We start from the raw sequence: 20,417 nt of genomic DNA on the forward strand, positions 1-20,417 counted from the left end.
TTGCCGCAAACGTTAAAACGTCGATATGCCACCAGCGAAATCCGGGTGCATCGAATACCGGCGGCAATCACGCCGTTTATGCGGGTGGACCGGCCACCCGCAGGCGGCCGGCCTCGTCCGTCTTGTTATGCACCTGGCCCCGTCGCGTGCATACTTTATTCGAGAAAATCGGACTGCATAAACCGATCGGCTGCACAGTCGAGTGCAATCGCGCACATGCCGCGCACCTGCATTAACGGCAATCAGCCCATTTTCTGCATGATGGACATCAGTTTTTTCGCGTAATTCGGATCGGTCGCGTAACCGGCGCGCTGCATGCCGGTGGCAAAACCATTCACGTCATGCGCGGAATTGATCACCTGCGCATAACGCGGGTTGCCCTTGAGCAGGCTCGCGTAGTCGGTCATCGCTTCCTGGTACGAGTCGTACGCGCGGAATTTTTCGACCGTGCGCTGTGGCTTGCCATTCACATATTCGGTCGTGACCGTCGAGACGGTCTTGCCGGTCCAGTCCTTGGTCGCCTTGATGCCGAACACGTTGTGGCTGGTCGAGCCGTCCGCCTTCTTGATCTCGCTCTTGCCCCAGCCCGATTCGAGCGCGGCCTGGCCGATGATGAAGCGCGCCGGAATGCCGGTTGCCGCACTGGCGGCTTGCGCCGGTTCGGCCAGCTTATCGACGAAAGCGTCGACCTTCGGCGAGCTGCCATCGCCTCTGATCGGCGGAGTCAACGCACTATTGGCCGAGTAGCCCTTGCCCATCGCCAGTTGGCCGTTGGCCTGCGCATTGCCGTAGGCCTTCGCGAGCGCGTTCAGCGCCGCGGTCTGGCCTTCGTCGCCACCGCTGCCGCCGCCCAGCGCATTGGCCATGCCGGCAAGGCCACCGCTTGCGCCACGTGTGCCGTTCGCGCCGCCCACCTGCATGCCCTGATTGCGCATCATCTGCTTGAGCATCGCGTCAGCCACGCCGATGCCCTTCTGCGACAGCTGTTGCGACAACTGCTGATCCATCATCGACGTGAAGGTGGCGCTGTCGTGCGAATCGAACGGGCCATCCTGTGGCGTCGCATCGCGCATGCTCTTGAGCATCATCTGCGTGAACACCGCGTCGAACTGCTGCGCGGCCATCTTCATGCCGGCTTGCGGCGAAGCCTTGGCCTGCGCACTCAATTTGCCGAAGCCCTGCACGTCGAGCGCGAAGCGCTGGGTCAGGTCGTTCGCCGCATTGGCGGAATTGGTCGTATCCGAATTCATCCTGTGTCTTCCTTAGATGATTTCCAGGTCGGCGCGCAGAGCGCCCGCCGCCTTCATGGCCTGCAGGATCGACATCAGATCCGCGGGCGTCGCACCCAGCGCGTTGAGCGCCTTCACCACTTCGGCGAGGTTGGCGCCGGCGGTCACCAGCTTCAGTGCGCCGTTGTCCTGCTTCATCTGAATCTGCGACTGCTTGGCCACCACTGTCTGGCCGTTGGAGAATGCGCCCGGCTGACTCACCACCGGCTGCGTATTGATCACCACCGACAGATTGCCGTGCGCCACCGCGCAGTTTTGCAGCGTGACCATCTGGTTCATCACGATCGAGCCGGTGCGCGCGTTCAGGATCACCTTCGCGGCGGCTTGCGCCGGCTTGACGTCGAGGTTCTGCAATTGCGCCATGAAGGCGACTTGCTGCTCCGGATCGGACGGCGCGCGCAGTTGAATCGTGCGGCCGTCGAGCGCCATAGCCGTGCTGCTGCCGAACGCATTGTTCACTGCGGCCACGACGCGTTGCGTGGTTTCGTAGTCCATCTCGTTCAGATCGAGTTGCATGGTGCCCGCTTGCGATACCGAGGTCGGCACCGCGCGCTCGACGATCGCACCGCCGGCGATGCGGCCGGCGGCCAGCGTATTCACCTGCACCTTGCTGCCGTTCGCGCTCGCGCCGGCGCCGCCGACCGCGAGGTTGCCCTGGCCGAGCGCGTACACCTGGCCGTCGGCGCCCTTGAGCGGCGTGAGCAGCAGCGTGCCGCCGCGCAGGCTCTTGGCGTTACCGAGCGAGGACACCGTCACGTCGATCGCTTCGCCAGGACGTGCGAATGGCGGTAACACCGCCGTCACCATCACGGCGGCGACGTTCTTCAACTGGATGTTCGACAGCGACGACTGCGAGTTGCTCGAACCCGCCGCCTGGTTGTTGATCGAGATGCCGAGGTTCGCCAGCATGTTGGCGAGGGTCTGCGTGGTGAACGGCGTCTGCGTGGTCTGGTCGCCCGTGCCGTCGAGACCGACGACGAGGCCGTAGCCGATCAGCGGGTTGTCGCGCACGCCCTGGATCTGCACGAGATCCTTCAAACGTTCGGCATGGGCGGGCGTAGCGGCCGGCAGCGCCGCGCAAGCGAGCGCCGCGCAAGCGAGCGCGCGGCCAACGACGCCAATGCGGCCGAACCGGGCGAACCGGGCGAGCTGCGCGACGCGGCCAAGGCGGGAGAATACGGTACGCATGATCACCACGGCGACACGTTGAGGAAGAAGCGCTGCAGCCAGCCCATGTTCTCGGCTTCGTCGAGATAGCCCTTCGCGGAGTATTCGATTTTCGCGTCGGCCACCTGGGTCGAATACACAGCGTTGAGGCTCGAAATCGTGTTCGGATTCACGACCCCGGAAAAGCGTACGAACTCGTTGCCCTGGTTGATCAGCATCTGCTTTTCGCCGCTCACCATCAGGTTGCCGTTCGGCAGCACGCCGGTCACCGTCACGGTGATCGTGCCGTTAAACGTATTCGACGCATTCGCGCCGCCGGTGCCGGCGAACACGTTCGCGCCGTTGGCGCTCAGGTTGGTCTTGCCGAACAGTCCACCCAGGAAGCCCGCCGTCGGCACGCTAAAGTTGGTGCTGCCTGTGCGGTTCGCGTTGGCGCCCGACGACTTCGTCGCGTTGACATTTTCCTGAATCACGATCGTCAGGATATCGCCCACATTGCGCGGCCGCTGGTCTTCGAACAATGGCCGGCCCGCGTAACCCGGGTTGTAGATCGAGCCCGGCGACTGCGCTTGCGGCGGCATCGGCGGCAGCGCCGTCATCGGCTGCTGCGTGATCGGCTGCTTCGGCACGAGGCCGCAGCCACCCAGCGCCGCGAGCAGCGTGAGCTGCACGAGCGCCTGAGCGGTGCGCGAATGAACCGGATTACGAGTGAGGTGCGACATCTTGGTTAACGCCAGTTAATTCTCTGTCCCTAAGCCTTAAACCTGCATCTGGCTGAGGGTCTGCAGCATCTGGTCGGAGGTCGTCACGGCCTTGCTGTTGATTTCGTAAGCGCGCTGCGTCTGAATCATGTTCACCAGTTCCTGCACCACGTTCACGTTCGATGCTTCCACGTAACCCTGATTCAGCGTGCCGGCGCCGTTCAGGCCCGGTTGTGCGATGTTCGGCGCGCCCGACGACGCGGTTTCCGCGAACAGGTTCTCACCCTTCGCATCCAGACCGGCCGGGTTGATGAAGGTCGCGATCTGCATCGAGCCGAGTTGCTGGCTGTTGGTGGAGCCCGCCACGGTGATCGATACCACGCCGTCGCTGCCGATGGTCAGCGAGGTCGCGTTGTTCGGAATCGTGATCGCCGGAATCACCTGATAGCCGCTTGACGTGACGAGCTGGCCTTGCGCGTTGGTCTGGAACGAGCCATCGCGGGTGTACGCGGTGGTGCCGTCAGGCATCTGCACCTGGAAAAAGCCTTGGCCGTTGATGGCGACGTCTTTCGAGTTGCCGGTCTGCTGCAGATTGCCCTGCGTGTACAGGCGCTCGGTGGCGACCTGTTGCACGCCGGTGCCGAGCTGGATGCCGGACGGCAGTTCGGTTTGCTGCGTCGAGTTCGCACCCGGCTGGCGGATGGTCTGATACAGCAGATCCTCGAACACTGCGCGCGAGCCCTTGAAGCCGTTGGTGCTGACGTTCGCGAGGTTATTCGAAATCACGTCCATCTGCGACTGTTGCGCATTCATGCCGGTAGCGGCGATATAGAGCGAGCGATTCACTATTCTTCTCCTGTGTCGACCGGAGTTAGTGCTTCAGCACTTACTCCGGTCCCATGCAAAGCTGTCGACCGGAATTAGTGCTTCAGCACTCACTCCGGTCCCATCCCGTTAGCTAAAGCTGAGCAGCTGGTTAGCTGACTGGTCGTTCTTATCCGCGTTTTCCAGCAGCTTGGTCTGCATCTGGAACTGGCGGGCGTTGGTGATCATCGCGACCATCGCGCTAACCGGATTCACATTGCTGCCTTCGAGCGAAGCCGGCGCCAGCGTGACGGCCGGATCGGCATCGGCGGGGTTGCCATCGCCGGTGCGAAAGAGGCCGTCATCGCCACGTGTCATGGTCTGCGGATCCGGATTGACCAGCTTCAGTTGATCGACGGTCACCACCGCGGTCGGCGGATCGCCCGGCGTCAGCGCGGATATCGTGCCGTCCTTGCCGATGGTGATTTCCGCACCCGGCGGCACCGATACCGGGCCGCCGTTGCCGAGCACCGTCTGGTTCATGGCGTTCACCAGCTGACCGTTCTCGTCAATGTGCAGATTGCCGGCGCGCGTGTAAGCCTCGCCGCCGTCGGCGGTTTGCACCGCCAGCCAGCCCGGCCCCTGAATCGCCACGTCGAGCGGGTTGCCCGTCTGCTGGATCGGCCCCGGCGTGTAGTCGGCGCCCGGCGTCGACGACAGCACGAAGGTGCGCGTGGTGTCGTCGTTGATCGAACTGCCGTCGCCGAACGCCATCGGCACGGCGCGGAAAGTCGCAAGCTGGGCGCGAAAGCCGGTGGTCGAGGCGTTCGCCAGGTTGTTGGCAACGATAGCCTGCTGTTCGAGCGCTTGCGTGCTGCCCGACATCGCGGTGTAGATCAGCCGATCCATGATGGGGAGTCCCGGTCGCTTACAGGTTGATCAGGGTCTGGTCGACGGTCTGCTGGGTCTTGATCGTCTGCGCGTTCGCTTGATAGTTGCGTTGCGCGGTGATCAGGTTCACCAGTTCGTTGGTCAGATCCACGTTCGACTCTTCGACAGCGCCGCCCTGCAGCGTGCCGTGATTGGTGCTGCCCGGCGTGGAAATCTGCGCGACGCCCGATTGTGCGGTCTGCTGGTACTCGTTGTTGCCGAGGTCCACCAGGCCGTTCGGGTTGTTGAAGTTCGCGAGCACGATCTGGCCCAGCGCTGCCGTCTGACCGTTCGAGTAGTTGCCAGTCAGAACACCCGTCGTGCCAATGGAAAAGTTCGTCAGTTGGCCGGCCGCGTAGCCGTTCTGCGACAGGTTATTGGTGCCGTCCGTGCTGCCGTACTGGGTCGTGCCGGTGAGATTCAGTGAGAGCGTCTGCGGCGCAGACGAGCCGTCGCTGTTCGGGATCTGGAACGTGACGGTGCCGGGCGCTGCGGGTGGGGCATACGTAACCGTCGCAGGGGGGCCTGGGACAATAGTCGCCTGCTGGAAAGACGACAACGTGCCGGACGTGCTGAACTGCGCCTGGCCGATGATCTGGGCAGCACCACCCGCCACGCCCGCATAGACGTTCCATGTATTGGAATCCGTCTTGGCGAAATACATATTGACCGTCTGCGAGCCGCCGAGCGTATCGTACGACGGAACCGAAGAGGTGTAGTTATAGGTCGACGGGCTGTTCTGGTTGAATGCGATCGGCGCCGGGCTAACTATGACGGTATCGTTGGCGACCGGCGCACCAGTCACCGTAACTGTTTGACCGTTGCCTAACGTAATAGGCGGAATAGCCTGACCAAGCGTGTAGGCCCCCGCACTGGCTAGCGCGGGGACATTGGCACCTGCCGGCGTAACGGCGCTGATCGTGTAGCCCCCTGCACCGTCGAATGTAACCGTGTAAGTATCGTTGTTCGTGCCAGCCGAGGCCGTCGTGATCGTCGCGTTGGCCGTCACGGCAGCGTCGGAAGAAATCGCCGTCGGCGTCCCCAACATCAGCGCGTCCTGCGCATTCAGATTGAACTGTGCCGTAATGCTGGTGGTCGCCGAGGGCGCGATATTCGTCGTCGGCACGGTGAGCGGCACGGTCTGCGCGCTATTGATGATGCCGCCTGCGTTCGCCGCGTAGCCCATCACCTGCAGCCCCTCCGCATTCACGATCTGGCCGCTGCTGTTGAGTTGAAACACGCCGTTGCGCGAATAGGTGACCGCGCCGTTGTTCGACATCTGGAAGAAGCCGTTGCCGTTGATCGCGACGTCCAGCGCCGTTCCGGTCGAGTTGATCGTGCCTTGCGAGAACTGCTGTTGCACGGCCGCGAGCTGCGTGCCGATACCGATCTGGTTGTTGACGGCCGTGGCCACCGAGTTCGCGTACAGATCGGCGAACACCGCTGTGCCGCTCTTGAAGCCGATCGTGTTCGCGTTGGCAATGTTATTGCCGATCACGTCGAGATCGCTTGACGCAGCCGACAGGCCGCTCAAACCTTGCTGATAACCCATGACGGTCTCCGTTCCGGAAAATGTCTGAAATCGTTTGAATTGAACTGGTTAGAGGATCGCCGCGACCGAAGTCAGGGCAACCGTATTGCCATTCGAAAGCACGAGGCCAGGCGCGCCACCCGCGCCCTGCACGACGCTCTGGACGGTCGCCTGAGTCAGCGTGGTGCCGGCGCCGGGGGCGCCGTTCACGGTGCCCGTCGCGCTGATCGTGTAAGTGCCGTCGGGCAAGGCGGCCCCCGTGGAGTCGACCGGGTTCCACGAGACCGGGACGGTGCCGGCAGCCTGGGGCCCCAGATCGATCGTTTTGACGATCTTGCCGGCGGAGTTCTTGACGGCCACCTGCATGTCGGACGCAGCGTTCGCCAATTGCACGCCGAATTCGGTGGTCTTGCCGCTCGCCACGGTAATGGAGCTGCCCGGAGCGAGCACGCTCGAGCCGATCAGCAGCGCGGCTTGCGACTGCTGGCCTGCCGACATCTGCGTGGCGAGCGAGCTGAGCGTCGTGTTCAGCTGGCTGATGCCCGACACCGTGTTGATCTGCGCCAGCTGCGAGGTCATCTGCGAGCTGTCCATCGGATTGGTCGGATCCTGGTTCTTCAACTGCGCGACGAGCAGTTGCAGGAAGGTGTTCTGCAGATCGGTCGCCGAGGTGCCCGACGTGCTGCCGGTCGAGCTGGTGGAACTGTTCGCGCTCGAGGCACTGTTCGTGCCGTTCATCGTATCGAGCAGCGTCTGCGACACGGTCGTGCCGTTGCTGCCGATGGTGGTATTGGTGGTCAAGGAATTCTCCTCAGGTTCCGATCGTGAGCGTTTTCAGCATCAGTGTCTTGGCGGTGTTCAGGGTCTCGACGTTGGCCTGGTACGAGCGCGAGGCCGAGATCATGTTGACCATTTCCTGCACCGGGTCGACGTTGGGCAGCGTGACGTAACCGTCCGCGTTGGCCGCCGGGTTGCCGGGGTCGTAGGCGGTCTTCATCGGCGTCGGGTCGTCGACCACGCCGGTGACCTGCACGCCGCCGATCTGCTGGCCGGAGCCCGTGCGCGCGCCACCGATCGGGCTGACCGCGAACACGACCTGCTTGGCCTTGTACGGCTGGCCGTCCGGGCCGGTCGTGCTGTCCGCGTTGGCGAGATTCGACGCCGTCACGTTGAGCCGCTGCGACTGCGCTGACATCGCGGAGCCTGCAACACCGAAAATGTTCATTAAAGATGGCATGTTTTTCCCCCTCCCATGCAACGCCGTTGCACCCGGTTCGACCCGGCTTCAAGTTAAATCCCGTAGCGATTGTTCCTGCGTACTGCGTGTATCTGTGCGGCGCCGGTTATTACGAGCCCGACTGGATTGCCGCGAGCATTGCCTTGATCTGGCCCGACAGCACCGTCATGCCCGATTCGAAGTGCAACGTGTTGTCCGCGAACTGCACCCGCTCCGTATCGATGTCGACCGTGTTGCCGTCGAGCGCGGGTTGCGTCGGGATGCGGTATTGCAGATTGCCGTAGTCGTCAGGCGTGCCGCCGGTCGGCGTCAGCGTCGCGCGGCCGGACATGTGGCCCGGCGCGGTCGACGCCATCGACATGCCGCTCGTCACCCCGGCGGGCTGCGTCATGGCAAGCGTCGAGTTGTTCGAGGCGCCCGTGCCCGAGCCGCCAGCGGTCTTCTTCAGCGCGCCGGCCAGCGACGAAGCGAAGTCGACGTCGCGCGCCTTGTACCCGGGGGTATCGGCGTTGGCGATATTCGACGACAGCAGTTCCTGCCGGTAAGCGCGCACATCGAGCGCCTGGCGGCCAAAGGCGAATTCGGCATCGAGCTTGTCCAGCATTGAAATCTCCGGAGAACGTTCCCGAGGCTTCCCGGGCTTGTCTCGCATGAGACCTGCGTCGGCCGGGAAGACCTTTTTGCATGAGGTGCATCTTATGGGCCGAACGCAAGTGGCAATCGGACGAATAACCGGGAAAGGGGGCTTCTATTCAACGTTTGCGCAATGGGGGCGCTCACTAGAATGCAAAGCGTACCGATGCATTCGACGGAGCAACCCGATGGACCAACCCAACTTCGATCTGACGCCCCGCGCAAGCTGCGCGGCGGCGCATCGCGTGGGTGCAGGCGCGCTGCGGCGTGCTTCGCGCGGTGCAGCCGGTCTCCTGACCCGCCTCGTCGTGAACCTGGCGGTATGGGTCGCCGGCGGCATCGTGCTGTTGCCGGCCACGACCCAAGCTCAGCAGGCTCAGGACGCCGGCGGCCCCATCGTGATTCCTGGCCCGGGTGAAAAGAATCCGGCTGCCCTCGCCGATCTGGCCGCGCAGATACAGGCAACGCCCGCGAAACGCACCGGGTCCGCGGCGACGCTCGCCGCGGCTACCGCGCAGTCGCTGACGCCGGAGCCAGTCGCGCGCGACGCCGATCCATTCACGCGCGCCGCCAACGCGAGCGGCTCGATCGTCATTCCGGGCGCGGGCGAGCCGGCTGCCGCGCCGCAGATGATCCGCACCAGTTTCAAGCCCGACGCGAACGGGGTCGTGACGATTCCCGTGCCGGCAAGCGCATCGTCCGCCACCTTCGACAGCCTTGCCTCGCGCGGCGAGCCGCCACAGTTGGGCGCGAATGGCAGGCCCGTTGTTACCACGGCGGCCCCCGCGCCGATGCCGATGCCGATGCTGATGCCGCCGGCCACCATCGCACGCACGTCGTCGATGCGGCAGGCCGCGCCGGCGGTCGCGCAACAGATTCTGCGGCCCGCAGCGCTGGCGCAACCTGTGCCGCTGGCTGGCCAGCAAGACGCCGAGGCGATTCGCAGCGCCGCGCTCGCCTTCTTGCAGCAGCAATCGGCAGGCTTGCCGGGCAAGGTCGACATCACCGTCGCGCCGGCGTTTCCGCGCGGGCTCGCGGCCTGCACGACGCTCGAGCCCTTCATGCCGAGCGGCGCGCGCCTGTGGGGCCGCATGACCGTCGGCGTGCGTTGCGCCGGCGAACGGCCGTGGACCATCTATCTGCAAGCGCGCATTTCGCTGCGCGCCTCCTACTATCTGGCCGCCCGCGCGATGGCGCCGGGCGAAGTGCTCACCGCCGCCGACCTCGTCGCGCGCGATGGCGACCTGACCGGTTTGCCGCAGGCAATCGTCACGGACCCGTCGCAGGCAGTCGGCTCGGTGTCGCTCGAGCGCATCGCCGGCGGCATGCCGCTGCGCCGCGACATGCTGAAAAGCGCGTCGGCGGTGTCGATCGGGCAAACGGTGCGGGTTGTCGCGGCAGGCGTTGGTTTCGCGATTTCAGCCGAAGGCAGCGCAATGAACAATGCGTCGCCGGGCCAGCAGATACGGGTGAAGACGGCTAACGGCCAGATCATTTCCGGCATCGTCAAAGATGGTTCGACGGTGGAGATCCAGTTGTGAGACGGCGCGGCGGCAAGTCCGGCCGCCTGCGCGCCGGCGCGGATGCAGACGCAGCGGCTAGTGCGGCGGCTGGTGCGGTGGGCAGAGCGGGTATCGAACCCGTCGCGGGGCCGGATCGTCTTGAAAGGAAAGGCAAAGCCTAGAGCGATTGCGTTAAAGTTTTGATCACGGGTTGCCGTTATCAGAATCAAATCGTTCAGGAAGCCAATCGTGAAAGTCGATTCCACAACCAAGTCGAATCTGTCGTCGTTGAAAGACGCCTTGTCCCGCTCGCAGCAAAGCGACGCGGCGAGCGCGAACAGCAACGCGCAGAGTGCGGGCACGGCCTCGCAGCCCACCACCAGCGGTTCGGGCGACGCCAGCGTCAGCCTGTCGGGTCTGTCGCAGCATCTGCGCAGCCTCGCGGCGTCCGGTTCGGCCGATATCGACACGGCGAGTGTCGAGTCGATCAAGGCAGCCATCAAGGACGGCTCGCTGACGATCGATTCGAGCAAGATCGCCGACGGCGTGCTGAATACCGCGCGCGAACTGTTGCAAAGCAAAACCTCGTCGACCGGCAACTAATCGACGCATCGAAGTATGGTGAATTGCCGGGCGGCATTCGACAAACCCGGCTCGCGAATCATGCGCGAGCCGCCGTGTTCAGCGAGTTGTTGAGATGAAAGACGCCCTGCTTGCCACCCTCATCGAAGAATATTCGGCCGTCGAGGCGTTCGCCTCGATTCTGACGCTCGAGACCAAGGCGCTGACTGCCTTGTCGCCGCTGGAACTGCTGCCGCCGATCGTCGAGAAGAAAACCGAATTGATCGGCACGCTCGCCAGGCTCGAAGCCGCGCGCGACGCACTGCTCGCGGAAATGGGCTTTCCGGCCGGCTGGCCCGGCATGGAACTGGCGGCCAGCGCGGATACACGGCTCGCCGAGCAATGGGCGCTGCTGCAAAAAGCCGCCGAGCGGGCGCGGCGCTTCAATACAAGCAACGGTGAGCTGATCCGCGTGCGGATGGAATACAACCAGCGCGCGCTGACGGCGCTGCAGGTGGCCGTGCCGCAGAAGGCCGGTTTCTACGGACCCGATGGGCGGATTCCGGCGCGTCCGGCAGCTTGAAAATTTCGCTCGCGCGGCGCGTTTCACGCGCTGACGCACTTCAGTAGATTGCTTTGAACCAAAAGGGCTCGTCTTTGACGGGCCCTTTTGGTTTTCCCCTCCGGCACAGGGTGCCTAAGCCCTCCTCCACCGCGCGTTGGCCATCCGGCCAGGTAGCGCGGAATCCTCCGCCACGCTGAAATCACGAGTTCCCCCACTGAGGTTCTCCGCCGTCACGAGCAGCTTGTCGACGCTGCGCCGGACGAGCCACGCGGAGCGTTATCCACTAGCGAGGTTGTGTAATCGTGTGTATGATTCGAGGAGTGCAATATGAACAGTGCCGAGGTCGTCAAAGTGATTCAAGCGGATGGCTGGCGGCTGGTCCGAACATCGGGCAGCCACCATCATTTCCGGCACGCGGTAAAAGCCGGTCTCGTGACCATCCCGCATCCGAGGAAAGATCTTCCGCCCGGCACACTGAACAGCATCTTGAAACAGGCAGGCCTGAAATGAAGAACCTGATTTTCCCGATCGCGATCGAGCCTGGTGACACGCACCATGCGTTCGGCGTGGTCGTCCCCGACATTCCGGGTTGTCATTCGGCGGGTGATTCGCTGGAAGAAGCCTACGCCAACGCGAAAGCAGCGATCGAGGCGCATCTGGACACGCTGCTCGACGAAGGGTTGCCGATTCCCAACCGGCTGACGCTGGACGAGCATCGGCGCAATCCGGACTACGCGGGTTTTACTTGGGGTTTTGTCACCACGCGGAATATTCCGGCGCTGAAAAAGGCGGTGCGCATCAATATCTCGCTGCCCGAGGCGCTGGTTCATGATATCGACGCTTACGCAGAGGCGCGCGGCATGTCGCGCTCAGCGTTTCTCGCGCTGGCCGCGGAGCATGAAATGGCGGACGCGTAACCGGAGAGAAGAGAAGGCGGACGTTTCGTGCACCGCCGGTCAAACCTCAATCCATCAAACTCAGGTCGCCTCGGCGTTCGCCCAGGCCATCTCGCGCAGGCGCGTGCGCAAACGCGCCACGGCCTGGCTGTGCAACTGGCACACCCGCGACTCACTGACTTCCATCACCGCGCCAATTTCGCGCAGGTTCATGCCGCGTTCGTAGTACAGCGACATCAGCAACTTCTCACGTTCCGGCAGGCGGTCGATCGCCTCGATCAGCGCCGAGCGCAGGCTGTCGTCCAGCAACGCCGACAGCGGGTCCGAATGATCGACGCAGTAACGGTCAAGAAACGGCTCGTCGTCCGCGGAACGGTCGAAGTCTTCGTAATAGATCAGCTGGCTGCCGTGCAGGTCCTGGAGCATCGACTGGTACTCGTCGAGCGGCATTTGCAAATGCTCGGCGATCTCCGTTTCGCTCGCCGAACGGCCCAGATTCTGTTCAACCTTGTGCACGGCGGACTCCACTTCGCGCGACGTACGCCGCAAGCTGCGCGGCAACCAGTCGTTGCTGCGCAATTCGTCGAGCATCGCGCCGCGAATCCGCTGGCTGGCATAGGTCTCGAACTGCGCGCCCTGGTCTTCCTTGTAGCGGCTCGCCGCGTCCAGCAGTCCGATCATGCCGGCCTGGATCAGGTCGTCGAGATCGACACTCGCCGGCATCTTGGCAACGAGCTGCAAGCCGAGGCGACGCACCAGGGGCGCGTACTTCGTCAGAACATCGGCTTGGGAAATCTTTCCCTGAGCGTTATACATCGTGCTCCCCTTGTCCGTGTGCCGCCTCTCAGGCGTGCTGCACGGACGGTTGGTCGGCGTGTTGCGCCGCTGTAACTGTCGCAGGCGCCATCCAGGGCGTCTGCGACGACATCGCTGGCCGCATCGGCCAGTACTGCAATTCGGCGGCAAGATGCCGGAAATCGCGCGCAGCCGGTGTCGATGGGAAGGCATCGACGACACACCGCGACAACTCCTGGGCTCGCGCCATCCGCGCATCGGCGGCAATGCAACCGGCGTCTTGCAGCGCCACCGTCAGGTAGCGTCCGGCCACGCCGGCCAGGTTTGCAAAAGCGGTATGCGCGTCGGCCACGCTCTGCACGTGGTTCACCAGCACGCGAAACTGCGCGGTGGCGTGGGCGTAGTGCAGGCGCTTCATGCACGCATACGCGTCGGTGATCGCCTGCGCAGCCACGCGCGTGACGATCATCAGGTCGTGCGCCTGCATCGCGAGCGGCGACAGGTGGCCTTGCTGATCGAGTTGTGCGTCGATCAGCACGATGTCGGCGGGACCGTGCAGCACGGCGCCCAACTGCTCGGCCGTGTGGCCTTCGCGGTTGTTGCGCGAGGCGGCCAGCACCGAGAACCCGAGTGCGTGCCGTGCGGTGGCGTCGTCGAGCGTCATCTCGCCCTTCATCACCGCCGCAAAATTGCCCGCGCCGCGCACGCCGCCGAGCATCGCGCTCACCGACTTGTCGCCGAGACATTCGTCGATCACCAGCACGTCCTTGCCCTGCTGCGCGAGCGCCGCAGCGAGGTTCACCACGGTCGTCGTCGAGCCGACGCCGGCCGATCCACCCGTCACGGCAATCACGCGCGAGCCGCTTCTCGCCAACAAGCGCCGCAACCCTTCGGCTTGATCCGAGAAGAATTTATCCAAAGCGGACCTCGTGCAGTTCGGCCGTCGAGCGTGCGGACAGCGCGGACAGCAGCGCCGGAATGTCGTCGTCGTGCGGCACGAACGGGGAGTTGTCGCGCGGAATGCAGAACGTGCTCTTGATGAGGAATTTCTTCGTCCCGACGTACAGGTTTTCCGGCACCTTCTGCCCGGTCGACACGTAGTGCACCGGCAGCTTGTAGCGAATCACCGTATCGAGCACGCCGCCCAGATTGGTGGCTTCGTCGAGCTTGGTCAGGATGCAGCCGGCAAGCGGCTGTTGATCGGGTGCGCGCTGATAGGCCTGCACCACTTCGTTCAACGTATCGCCGTGGCTCGTCGCGTTGAGCAGAAGCAGACGCTGCACCGGCTGGCCGGCGCGGCACAGCATCGCGATCTGGTCGGAAACCAGGCGGTCGCGCTGGCTCATGCCGATCGTGTCGATCAGCACAATGTGCTTGTTGCGCAACTCGGAGAGCGCGAGTTGCAGATCGGCGCCGTCTTTTACCGCGTGAACCGACACGCCGAGAATCTTGCCGAAGATGCGCAGTTGTTCGTGGCCGCCAATCCGGTAGCTGTCGGTGGTGAGGAGCGCCACCTTGCTGGCGCCGAAGCGCATCACGCAGCGCGCGGCGAGCTTGGCGGTAGTCGTGGTCTTGCCGACGCCCGTCGGGCCCATCAGCGCGAACACGCCGCCGCGCTCCATCAGCGCGTCTTCGTCTTCCATCACCGGCAGGTTCGATTCGAGCACCGAACGCACCCAGTCCATGCCGCCTTCCACGTTGTCGACGTCGTCGGGCAGGTTGTCGACCATCATCTGCACAAGCTGCGCGGAGAATCCGGCGGCGAACAGGTGCTTGGTGAGCGCGGCGCGCGCCGGGCTGCGGCGCTGGCGATCGCCCCACAGCAGGCCGGCGAAGTGTTCTTCCATCATGCCGCGCATCGACGACAGTTCGTTCATCACGGTGTCGTTGACGACCTGCTCCATGCGCGCCTTGATCGCTTCGGCAACTGAAGCAGGGGTGCGGGCGTCGTCGCCGGTGGGCAGCGGCGGTGCAACTTTCTGAGCGGCGCGGCGCGCGGCGACTTGCGCGCCTTCGCGGGCCCACTCGGGCGAATCGGTGACTTGCGATACGGCCGGTTGGACAGCGGCCTGCCGCGAGGCCGGCTGTGAACCCCCTTGCGCGGCGGGTTCGACCGCGGCGCCGAGGCCCTTGGCTATTGCGGCAGCCGGAGTCATCGCTGCGGGGCGCGCGCTGTATGCGCCTTGCTGCTGTTGTTCGGCCGCGACGCGGCGCGCGTGGTCGATCAGCCAGGGATTCGATTCGGCCATCGTGCGCTGCGCATCGGCTGCCGGCACACCGGCGGCTTTGTGCAGAGCCGCACTGATGTCTTCGGAAAGACGCGTCGCCGCAACGCCGGCGCCGGGTTGCCCGATGCTGATCGATTGCGAGAGCGACGCCGCCGCGGGCGCGGCCAGCGGTGCTTTAGGCGTGTTTGGCAGTGCCGGCTTCGGCGCGGCGGAACCGGTGGCCTTCGCGGCCGAGCTTGCAGCAGCGCTAGCGACGTTCGGCGTCATATTCTCGGCGCCCGCTTCCGGGCTTGCGCCGAATACGGACGAGAACACGTCGGGCATGCCGCTCGCATACGGATTCGCTTGCATCGTCGGATTGGCGCGCGGTGCGGCAAGCGCGGGCTGCTGTCCGGCCATCGCATTCATCGGTGCGCCGGCGCTGCCGCGTGGCGCCTTCGGCGTGATGGCGGCGAGGTCGCTGTCGGCCACCGCGACGATCTCGACGCGGCCGTCGTCCATCGTGCGATTGGACAAAACGACGGCATCCGGACCCAAGGCTTCGCGCACGAGACGCAAAGCATCGCGACTGGTAGCACCGACAAATTTACGAATGTTCAAGCTGGACCCCCGATGAGGTATACGGACTTACGGACCGGCAACATACCGCTTCCCATTGAGATCATTATTGCGAAACCCGTCGAGCCACGATCGATGGATAAAGACCGCTAAAGGCAGGCAATTCGGGCGATGGAACGTGCTTCGATTCGCACGCACGGGGTTTAACCGTGTGCCCCGATCAGATTCACCACCTTGATATTCCGCGTATCCGGCACTTCCGCGTACGACAGCACCTTCAACTGCGGCAGGCTGCGGCGCAGAAACCGCGCGAGCATCGGCCGTAGCGCGTGCTGCACCAGCAGCACCGGCGCGATCCCAAGGTTCTGCTGACGCGTCATCGCCTTCTGCGTTTCGTTCAGCAGCGTATGCGCGAGGCCCGGTTCGAGACCCGGATTGGCGCCCGTGGAAAGCGCCTGCGACAACACCCGCTCCAGATTCGAATCGAGGCCCATCACCTGCATGTCGCCCGCACCCGGGAACCACTGCTGCGTAATCGCGCGGCCCAGCGCGAGGCGCACGGCGGCGGTGAGATCATGCGCGTCGGTGACCTTCGGCGTGTGTTCGGACAGGGCTTCGAGAATCGTGCGCATGTCGCGGATCGGCACGCCTTCTTCCAGCAGGTTTTGCAGCACCTTTTGCAGGGTGGTGAGCGACAGCGACTTCGGCACCAGATCGTCGACCAGCGACGGCGTGTCTTTTTGCATCCGCTCCAGCAGCGCCTGCACTTCGCGGCGGCCGAGCAGTTCGGATGCGTGCGTGACCACCAGGTGATTCAGGTGCGTCGCCACCACCGTGCTCGAATCGACCACCGTGTAGCCGTACACCTGGGCCTGTTCGCGCAGATTCGTGTCGATCCAGATCGCCGGCAAGCCGAACGCCGGATCTTGCGTCGGCGTGCCCGGCAGCGCGGCGGACACCTGCCCCGGGTTAATCGCCAGCCACTGCCCCGGATACGCCTCGCCGACGCCCACTTCGACGCCTTTGAGCGCAATCCGGTAGCCGTTCGGCCGCAATTCGAGGTTGTCGCGGATATGGATCACCGGCGGCAGGAAGCCGATTTCCTGCGCGAACTTCTTGCGGATGCTCTTGATCCGCTTGAGGAGTTCGCCGTCCGAATTCTTGTCGACGAGCGGAATCAGCCGGTAGCCCACTTCGAGCCCGAGCGTGTCGATCATCGTTACGTCGTCCCAGCTGGCTTCGGCGTTTTCCACCGGAGTCATCGCGGCCGGCGCGACGTCGACGAGCGTCGCGCCGCTCTTGCGTTCCTCGCTGCGCTTTTTCATCGTGCGGCCGAGTTGAATCAGACCGCCGCCGAGGATCAGAAACGCGAAGTGCGGCATGCCCGGAATCAGGCCCATCAACACGAGAATGCAGCCGGTGATCACCAGCACGCGCGGGTTCGTGAACAGCTGGCCGGTCAACTGCGTACCGATGTCTTCGTTGGTCGCGACGCGCGAGACGATCACACCGGCCGCCGTCGAAATCACGAGCGACGGGATCTGTGCGACGAGGCCGTCGCCGATTGTCAGCAGCGTGTAGGTCTTGCCCGCGGACGCGAAGTCCATGCCGTGCTGCACCATCCCGACGATCAGGCCGCCAACGATGTTGATCACCATGATCAGCAAGCCGGCGATCGCATCGCCGCGCACGAACTTGCTGGCGCCGTCCATGGACCCGTAGAACTCGGCTTCCTGGGAGACTTCCTGGCGGCGCTTGCGGGCCTGATCTTCGTTGATGAGGCCGGCGTTCAGATCGGCGTCGATTGCCATCTGCTTGCCGGGCATCGCATCGAGCGTGAAGCGCGCGGACACTTCCGCGATCCGCCCCGCGCCCTTGGTGATCACCATGAAGTTGATGACCATCAAAATGATAAAAACGACGATACCGACCGCGAAGTTGCCGCCCACGAGAAAGTGGCCGAACGACTCGATCACCTGGCCCGCCGCGTCCGGTCCGGTATGGCCTTCGAGCAGCACGACGCGCGTGGACGCTACGTTCAGCGACAGGCGCAGCAAGGTCGAAAACAGCAGCACGCTTGGGAAAGCGGCGAAGTCGAGCGGTTTCATCGTGTACATGCTGACGAGCAGCACCATCACGGAAAGCGCGATATTGAAGGTGAACAGCAGATCCAGCAGAAACGGCGGCAACGGCAGAATCATCATGCCGAGAATCATGCAGATCAGCACCGGCCCGGCGAGGGCGCGCAAATTGGTGCCGCTCAAGGCATCCGGCCGTCGGGACAGGAATCCGGCGCGAGCGTTCATGCGGAGGCTCCTGAAGCGTTGTGGTTATCTGACTTATTGGCTGAATCAAGCGCGTCGGCGGCTTCCTGCTCGGCTTCATCGTCCGAAACGCCGCCTTTGTCGAGCTCCGGCGGCACGTCGAACTCGGTCGGTGCGACCGGTGCGACGCCGCCTTCGGTGTTGAAACGCCGCAACTGATACACCCACGCGAGCACTTCGGCGACCGCGCCATATAGCGGGCCGGGAATTTCACGGTTCAGTTCGACGTTGTGATACAGCGCACGGGCAAGCGGTGGCGCTTCCAGCAGCGGCACGTTGTTTCCGGCGGCGATTTCGCGAATCCGCGCGGCCACCAGATTCACGCCCTTGGCGACCACCTTCGGTGCGCCCATCTCGCCATCGGTGTACTGCAGTGCGACCGCGAAGTGCGTCGGGTTGGTCACCACCACGTCGGCCTTCGGCACCTGGGTCATCATGCGGCGGCGGGCCATGGCGCGCTGTTGCTGGCGAATCCGGCCTTTGACGTGCGGATCGCCTTCGCTTTCGCGGTGTTCGCGCTTCACTTCTTCCTTCGTCATGCGCAGTTTCTTGTGGAACTGCCAGAGTTGATACGGCACATCGAGCGCGGCCACGACGAACATGCCCGCCACCGTCATGCCGCAGCACACCGCGATCAGATGCATGGCGCTGGCGAGCGCAAGGTGCAGCGGCTGGGTCGCCAGCGCGAGAATTTCCTCGCGGCGATTCCAGATCGCCGTGCCGCCGATACCGCCCACGACGAGCGTCTTCGCGAGCGACATGCCGAGCTGAACCGGCCCGTTGATCGAGAATATCTTGCCGAGCCCCGCGATCGGATTGAGCCGGTCGAACTTGGGCTCGAGGCCTTTCGAAGACAGCTGCCAGCCTCCCAGCGCCATGGGCGCGAGCAAAGCGGCCGCGCCGGTGAACGCCAGAACCGGCAGCAGCGCATACAGGCCTTCGCGGCCCGCAGCGCCCGCGCCGATCATCATGCGGCGGGTTTCGAACACCGTGGCATGGTCGAACGTGAAGGCCGAGCGCAGCATGCCCTGCAGATGCTCGCCGATGCTGCCGGACATGCCCCATACGCCGAAGAAGCCCGCTGCCAGCAGCGCAAACGTCGACAGCTCCCGCGAACGCACGATCTGCCCTTCCTCGCGCGCCTTTTGCAGGCGCCGGGGAGTGGCTGATTCGGTTTTTTCGAGGTCGCTATCCTCTGCCACAAACGCTCTCCAGTCGGCTGAGGCACGGCGCCTCTTTCCAGTGAGAGCGATTATTCCCGCTCGACGCAAGCACCGATCGGCGGATAAGGGCGGAGAAAGGGGGGTATTTCGAGGGATGGAACAGCCACTGCGGCCAGCGGCCACCCGCGCGATTTCGCGCGGGTGGCCAAGCGGTTCTTACGCGTGCGTCATGCGGCTCAGAAGCCGACGTAAGGCGCCTGACCGCCGTTCAACGTCTGATCGAAGCCGTAATACACGTAACGGCCATAAAAGAACGGCAAACCGAGATCGAAGCTGCTGCTGCCGCCGATCTGGCCGGCCAGATCGTTGAACGCATAGTTGCTGCTGTTGCCGAACAGCGTGGCCGCGCTCAGGATGCCGATGCTGACGCTAGCTTTCGTGCTGTTCAGGCCGGCCAGGGTGATCGACCGGGTCTGCGCGGACGACGGACAATAGAAACTGGCGAAATTAGTGCACAGCGCGAGCGAGTTATCGGCGAAGAAGTACGCGTTCGAACCCGAATCCAGGAACGCCTGCACGGTCGTGCCGTTATAGACGCTGTTGTTCATGTCGCCGAAGGGATCGGTGGTGAAGGTCTGTGCGGCCGCCAGCGCATTGTTCGACTGCGTGCCCGGCGGGGTGATCCCGAACACCAGCGTGCCGGTGGCCGATGGCGCACCGGTGTTCGACAATATCGGCGGCATCTGCACGATCACGCCGTTATTGTCGGCCGCAAAGTTGGCGGCCGGATTGGCGACCTGCTGATTGAGCGGTACCGCGGTACGGGCGCAGGAGGTGCCGCCCGGGCACGCGAAATAATTGCTGTAGTTGGCGGCGGTTGCCGTGTTCGCACAGGTTGCGCCGCAATCGGTGGGCGCCGTGCCAATGCCGAGAATACCGTTGGCACCGAGATCGCTAGCGGTGTTTTCCGCCGGACCGCCGCCGCAGCCCTTCGCCGGTATCGTACCTGCGGCCGGATCGCCGATGATCTGTATCGGGATGGCCCCGGCCGTCGTCTCTCCGCCGATCTGCACGGTCGCGGTACGCACCGTGCCCCACGTGTAGCCGTCGGCGAAGGTCGCGCACTCGGCGAGCTGCGCACCGCTGGACAGGGTACTGATCGGCAACAACGAAGTATTTACCACCGAACTGACCAGACGCAGCCCGAACGAACCGGTATCGACCTGGATGTTGTCGATCTTCTGACAATTGGATGTCGTACCTGGCGGGCAGACGGTCACGCTAACCGTCGGAATATTGATCACGCCCTTCACGCCCGCGCCGACCGTGATCGGCACGGTGTTCGCCGCATTCGCCGCGATCGGTTGCTGGGTCGGACTGGGCGGCAACGAGCCGCCGTTCAACGCGTTCGACGAATTATTATTGGAACCGGAGCCGCCGCCACCGCATGCGGCCACCACCGCCACCAAGACCACGGCCACGACTGCCTGCATCCAGCCCTTGAGCTTCACAGCACTTTGCATGGTTCGCATC

The 20,417-nt window shown here is 64.1% G+C and carries 20 protein-coding genes; 5 read left to right on the forward strand and 15 right to left on the reverse strand.

Annotation, left to right across the window (positions count from 1 at the left end; genetic code table 11):
- Nucleotides 1-242: 242 nt before the first annotated feature.
- From flgJ to flgB, 9 genes are all read right to left on the reverse strand, one after another.
- On the reverse strand, nt 243-1,250 hold the full coding sequence (gene flgJ / locus AYM40_RS19570) for a flagellar assembly peptidoglycan hydrolase FlgJ (RefSeq protein ID WP_063497624.1): 1,008 nt from the start codon (nt 1,248-1,250) through the stop codon (nt 243-245).
- Between the two features lie 12 nt (nt 1,251-1,262).
- Nucleotides 1,263-2,477 (reverse strand): flagellar basal body P-ring protein FlgI, encoded by a 1,215-nt coding sequence (locus tag AYM40_RS19575; RefSeq protein ID WP_082855186.1) that lies wholly within the window; start codon nt 2,475-2,477, stop codon nt 1,263-1,265.
- 2 nt (nt 2,478-2,479) lie between these two features.
- On the reverse strand, nt 2,480-3,178 hold the full coding sequence (flgH, locus tag AYM40_RS19580) for a flagellar basal body L-ring protein FlgH (protein WP_063497625.1): 699 nt from the start codon (nt 3,176-3,178) through the stop codon (nt 2,480-2,482).
- Nucleotides 3,179-3,214: 36 nt separating this feature from the next.
- On the reverse strand, nt 3,215-4,003 hold the full coding sequence (gene flgG / locus AYM40_RS19585) for a flagellar basal-body rod protein FlgG (protein ID WP_063497626.1): 789 nt from the start codon (nt 4,001-4,003) through the stop codon (nt 3,215-3,217).
- A 108-nt stretch (nt 4,004-4,111) separates the two neighbouring features.
- A complete protein-coding gene (flgF, locus tag AYM40_RS19590; protein ID WP_063497627.1) occupies nt 4,112-4,870 on the reverse strand; it encodes a flagellar basal-body rod protein FlgF in 759 nt (252 codons plus the stop codon).
- A gap of 19 nt (nt 4,871-4,889) precedes the next feature.
- Entirely contained in the window at nt 4,890-6,443 is a 1,554-nt protein-coding gene (locus tag AYM40_RS19595; RefSeq protein WP_063497628.1) for a flagellar hook protein FlgE, read from the reverse strand.
- A gap of 48 nt (nt 6,444-6,491) precedes the next feature.
- Entirely contained in the window at nt 6,492-7,223 is a 732-nt protein-coding gene (flgD, locus tag AYM40_RS19600; protein ID WP_063497629.1) for a flagellar hook assembly protein FlgD, read from the reverse strand.
- A gap of 10 nt (nt 7,224-7,233) precedes the next feature.
- On the reverse strand, nt 7,234-7,659 hold the full coding sequence (gene flgC, locus AYM40_RS19605) for a flagellar basal body rod protein FlgC (RefSeq protein ID WP_063497630.1): 426 nt from the start codon (nt 7,657-7,659) through the stop codon (nt 7,234-7,236).
- 109 nt (nt 7,660-7,768) lie between these two features.
- The gene (gene flgB / locus AYM40_RS19610) at nt 7,769-8,263 is read right to left on the reverse strand and encodes a flagellar basal body rod protein FlgB (RefSeq protein WP_063497631.1); all 495 of its coding nucleotides are present in this window, start codon (nt 8,261-8,263) and stop codon (nt 7,769-7,771) included.
- Between the two features lie 217 nt (nt 8,264-8,480).
- Here flgB and flgA point away from each other — a divergent pair, with 217 nt between their 5' ends.
- The 5 genes from flgA to AYM40_RS19635 all read left to right on the forward strand — a co-directional run bounded on the left by flgA (nt 8,481) and on the right by AYM40_RS19635 (nt 11,837).
- A complete protein-coding gene (flgA, locus tag AYM40_RS19615; RefSeq protein WP_063497632.1) occupies nt 8,481-9,833 on the forward strand; it encodes a flagellar basal body P-ring formation chaperone FlgA in 1,353 nt (450 codons plus the stop codon).
- Nucleotides 9,834-10,043: 210 nt separating this feature from the next.
- A complete protein-coding gene (gene flgM, locus AYM40_RS19620) occupies nt 10,044-10,397 on the forward strand; it encodes a flagellar biosynthesis anti-sigma factor FlgM (protein WP_063497633.1) in 354 nt (117 codons plus the stop codon).
- Nucleotides 10,398-10,491: 94 nt separating this feature from the next.
- A complete protein-coding gene (locus tag AYM40_RS19625) occupies nt 10,492-10,938 on the forward strand; it encodes a flagella synthesis protein FlgN (RefSeq protein ID WP_063497634.1) in 447 nt (148 codons plus the stop codon).
- A gap of 309 nt (nt 10,939-11,247) precedes the next feature.
- Complete coding sequence (locus AYM40_RS19630) at nt 11,248-11,430, forward strand: type II toxin-antitoxin system HicA family toxin (protein ID WP_063497635.1); 183 nt, start codon at nt 11,248-11,250, stop codon at nt 11,428-11,430.
- Entirely contained in the window at nt 11,427-11,837 is a 411-nt protein-coding gene (locus tag AYM40_RS19635) for a type II toxin-antitoxin system HicB family antitoxin (RefSeq protein WP_063497636.1), read from the forward strand. Before AYM40_RS19630 ends, AYM40_RS19635 begins: the two co-directional genes overlap by 4 nt.
- Nucleotides 11,838-11,897: 60 nt before the next feature.
- Here the strand turns inward: AYM40_RS19635 and AYM40_RS19640 are convergent, their stop codons facing one another.
- From AYM40_RS19640 to AYM40_RS19665, 6 genes are all read right to left on the reverse strand, one after another.
- Nucleotides 11,898-12,632 carry an RNA polymerase sigma factor FliA gene (locus AYM40_RS19640; protein ID WP_063497637.1) on the reverse strand — a complete coding sequence of 245 codons (735 nt, stop codon included), beginning with the start codon at nt 12,630-12,632 and terminating at the stop codon, nt 11,898-11,900.
- A gap of 28 nt (nt 12,633-12,660) precedes the next feature.
- Nucleotides 12,661-13,530 (reverse strand): MinD/ParA family ATP-binding protein, encoded by an 870-nt coding sequence (locus tag AYM40_RS19645; protein WP_063497638.1) that lies wholly within the window; start codon nt 13,528-13,530, stop codon nt 12,661-12,663.
- Nucleotides 13,523-15,439, reverse strand: coding sequence for a flagellar biosynthesis protein FlhF (gene flhF, locus AYM40_RS19650; protein WP_063497639.1), 1,917 nt, complete (start codon nt 15,437-15,439; stop codon nt 13,523-13,525). Before flhF ends, AYM40_RS19645 begins: the two co-directional genes overlap by 8 nt.
- A gap of 161 nt (nt 15,440-15,600) precedes the next feature.
- On the reverse strand, nt 15,601-17,703 hold the full coding sequence (gene flhA / locus AYM40_RS19655; protein WP_063497640.1) for a flagellar biosynthesis protein FlhA: 2,103 nt from the start codon (nt 17,701-17,703) through the stop codon (nt 15,601-15,603).
- The gene (gene flhB, locus AYM40_RS19660) at nt 17,700-18,923 is read right to left on the reverse strand and encodes a flagellar biosynthesis protein FlhB (protein WP_063497641.1); all 1,224 of its coding nucleotides are present in this window, start codon (nt 18,921-18,923) and stop codon (nt 17,700-17,702) included. Before flhB ends, flhA begins: the two co-directional genes overlap by 4 nt.
- Nucleotides 18,924-19,120: 197 nt before the next feature.
- Entirely contained in the window at nt 19,121-20,416 is a 1,296-nt protein-coding gene (locus AYM40_RS19665) for a DUF3443 domain-containing protein (protein ID WP_063497642.1), read from the reverse strand.
- Nucleotide 20,417: the final 1 nt, after the last annotated feature.

It is taken from the genome of Paraburkholderia phytofirmans OLGA172 (assembly GCF_001634365.1).
In the GTDB taxonomy this organism is placed as follows: Bacteria; Pseudomonadota; Gammaproteobacteria; order Burkholderiales; family Burkholderiaceae; genus Paraburkholderia.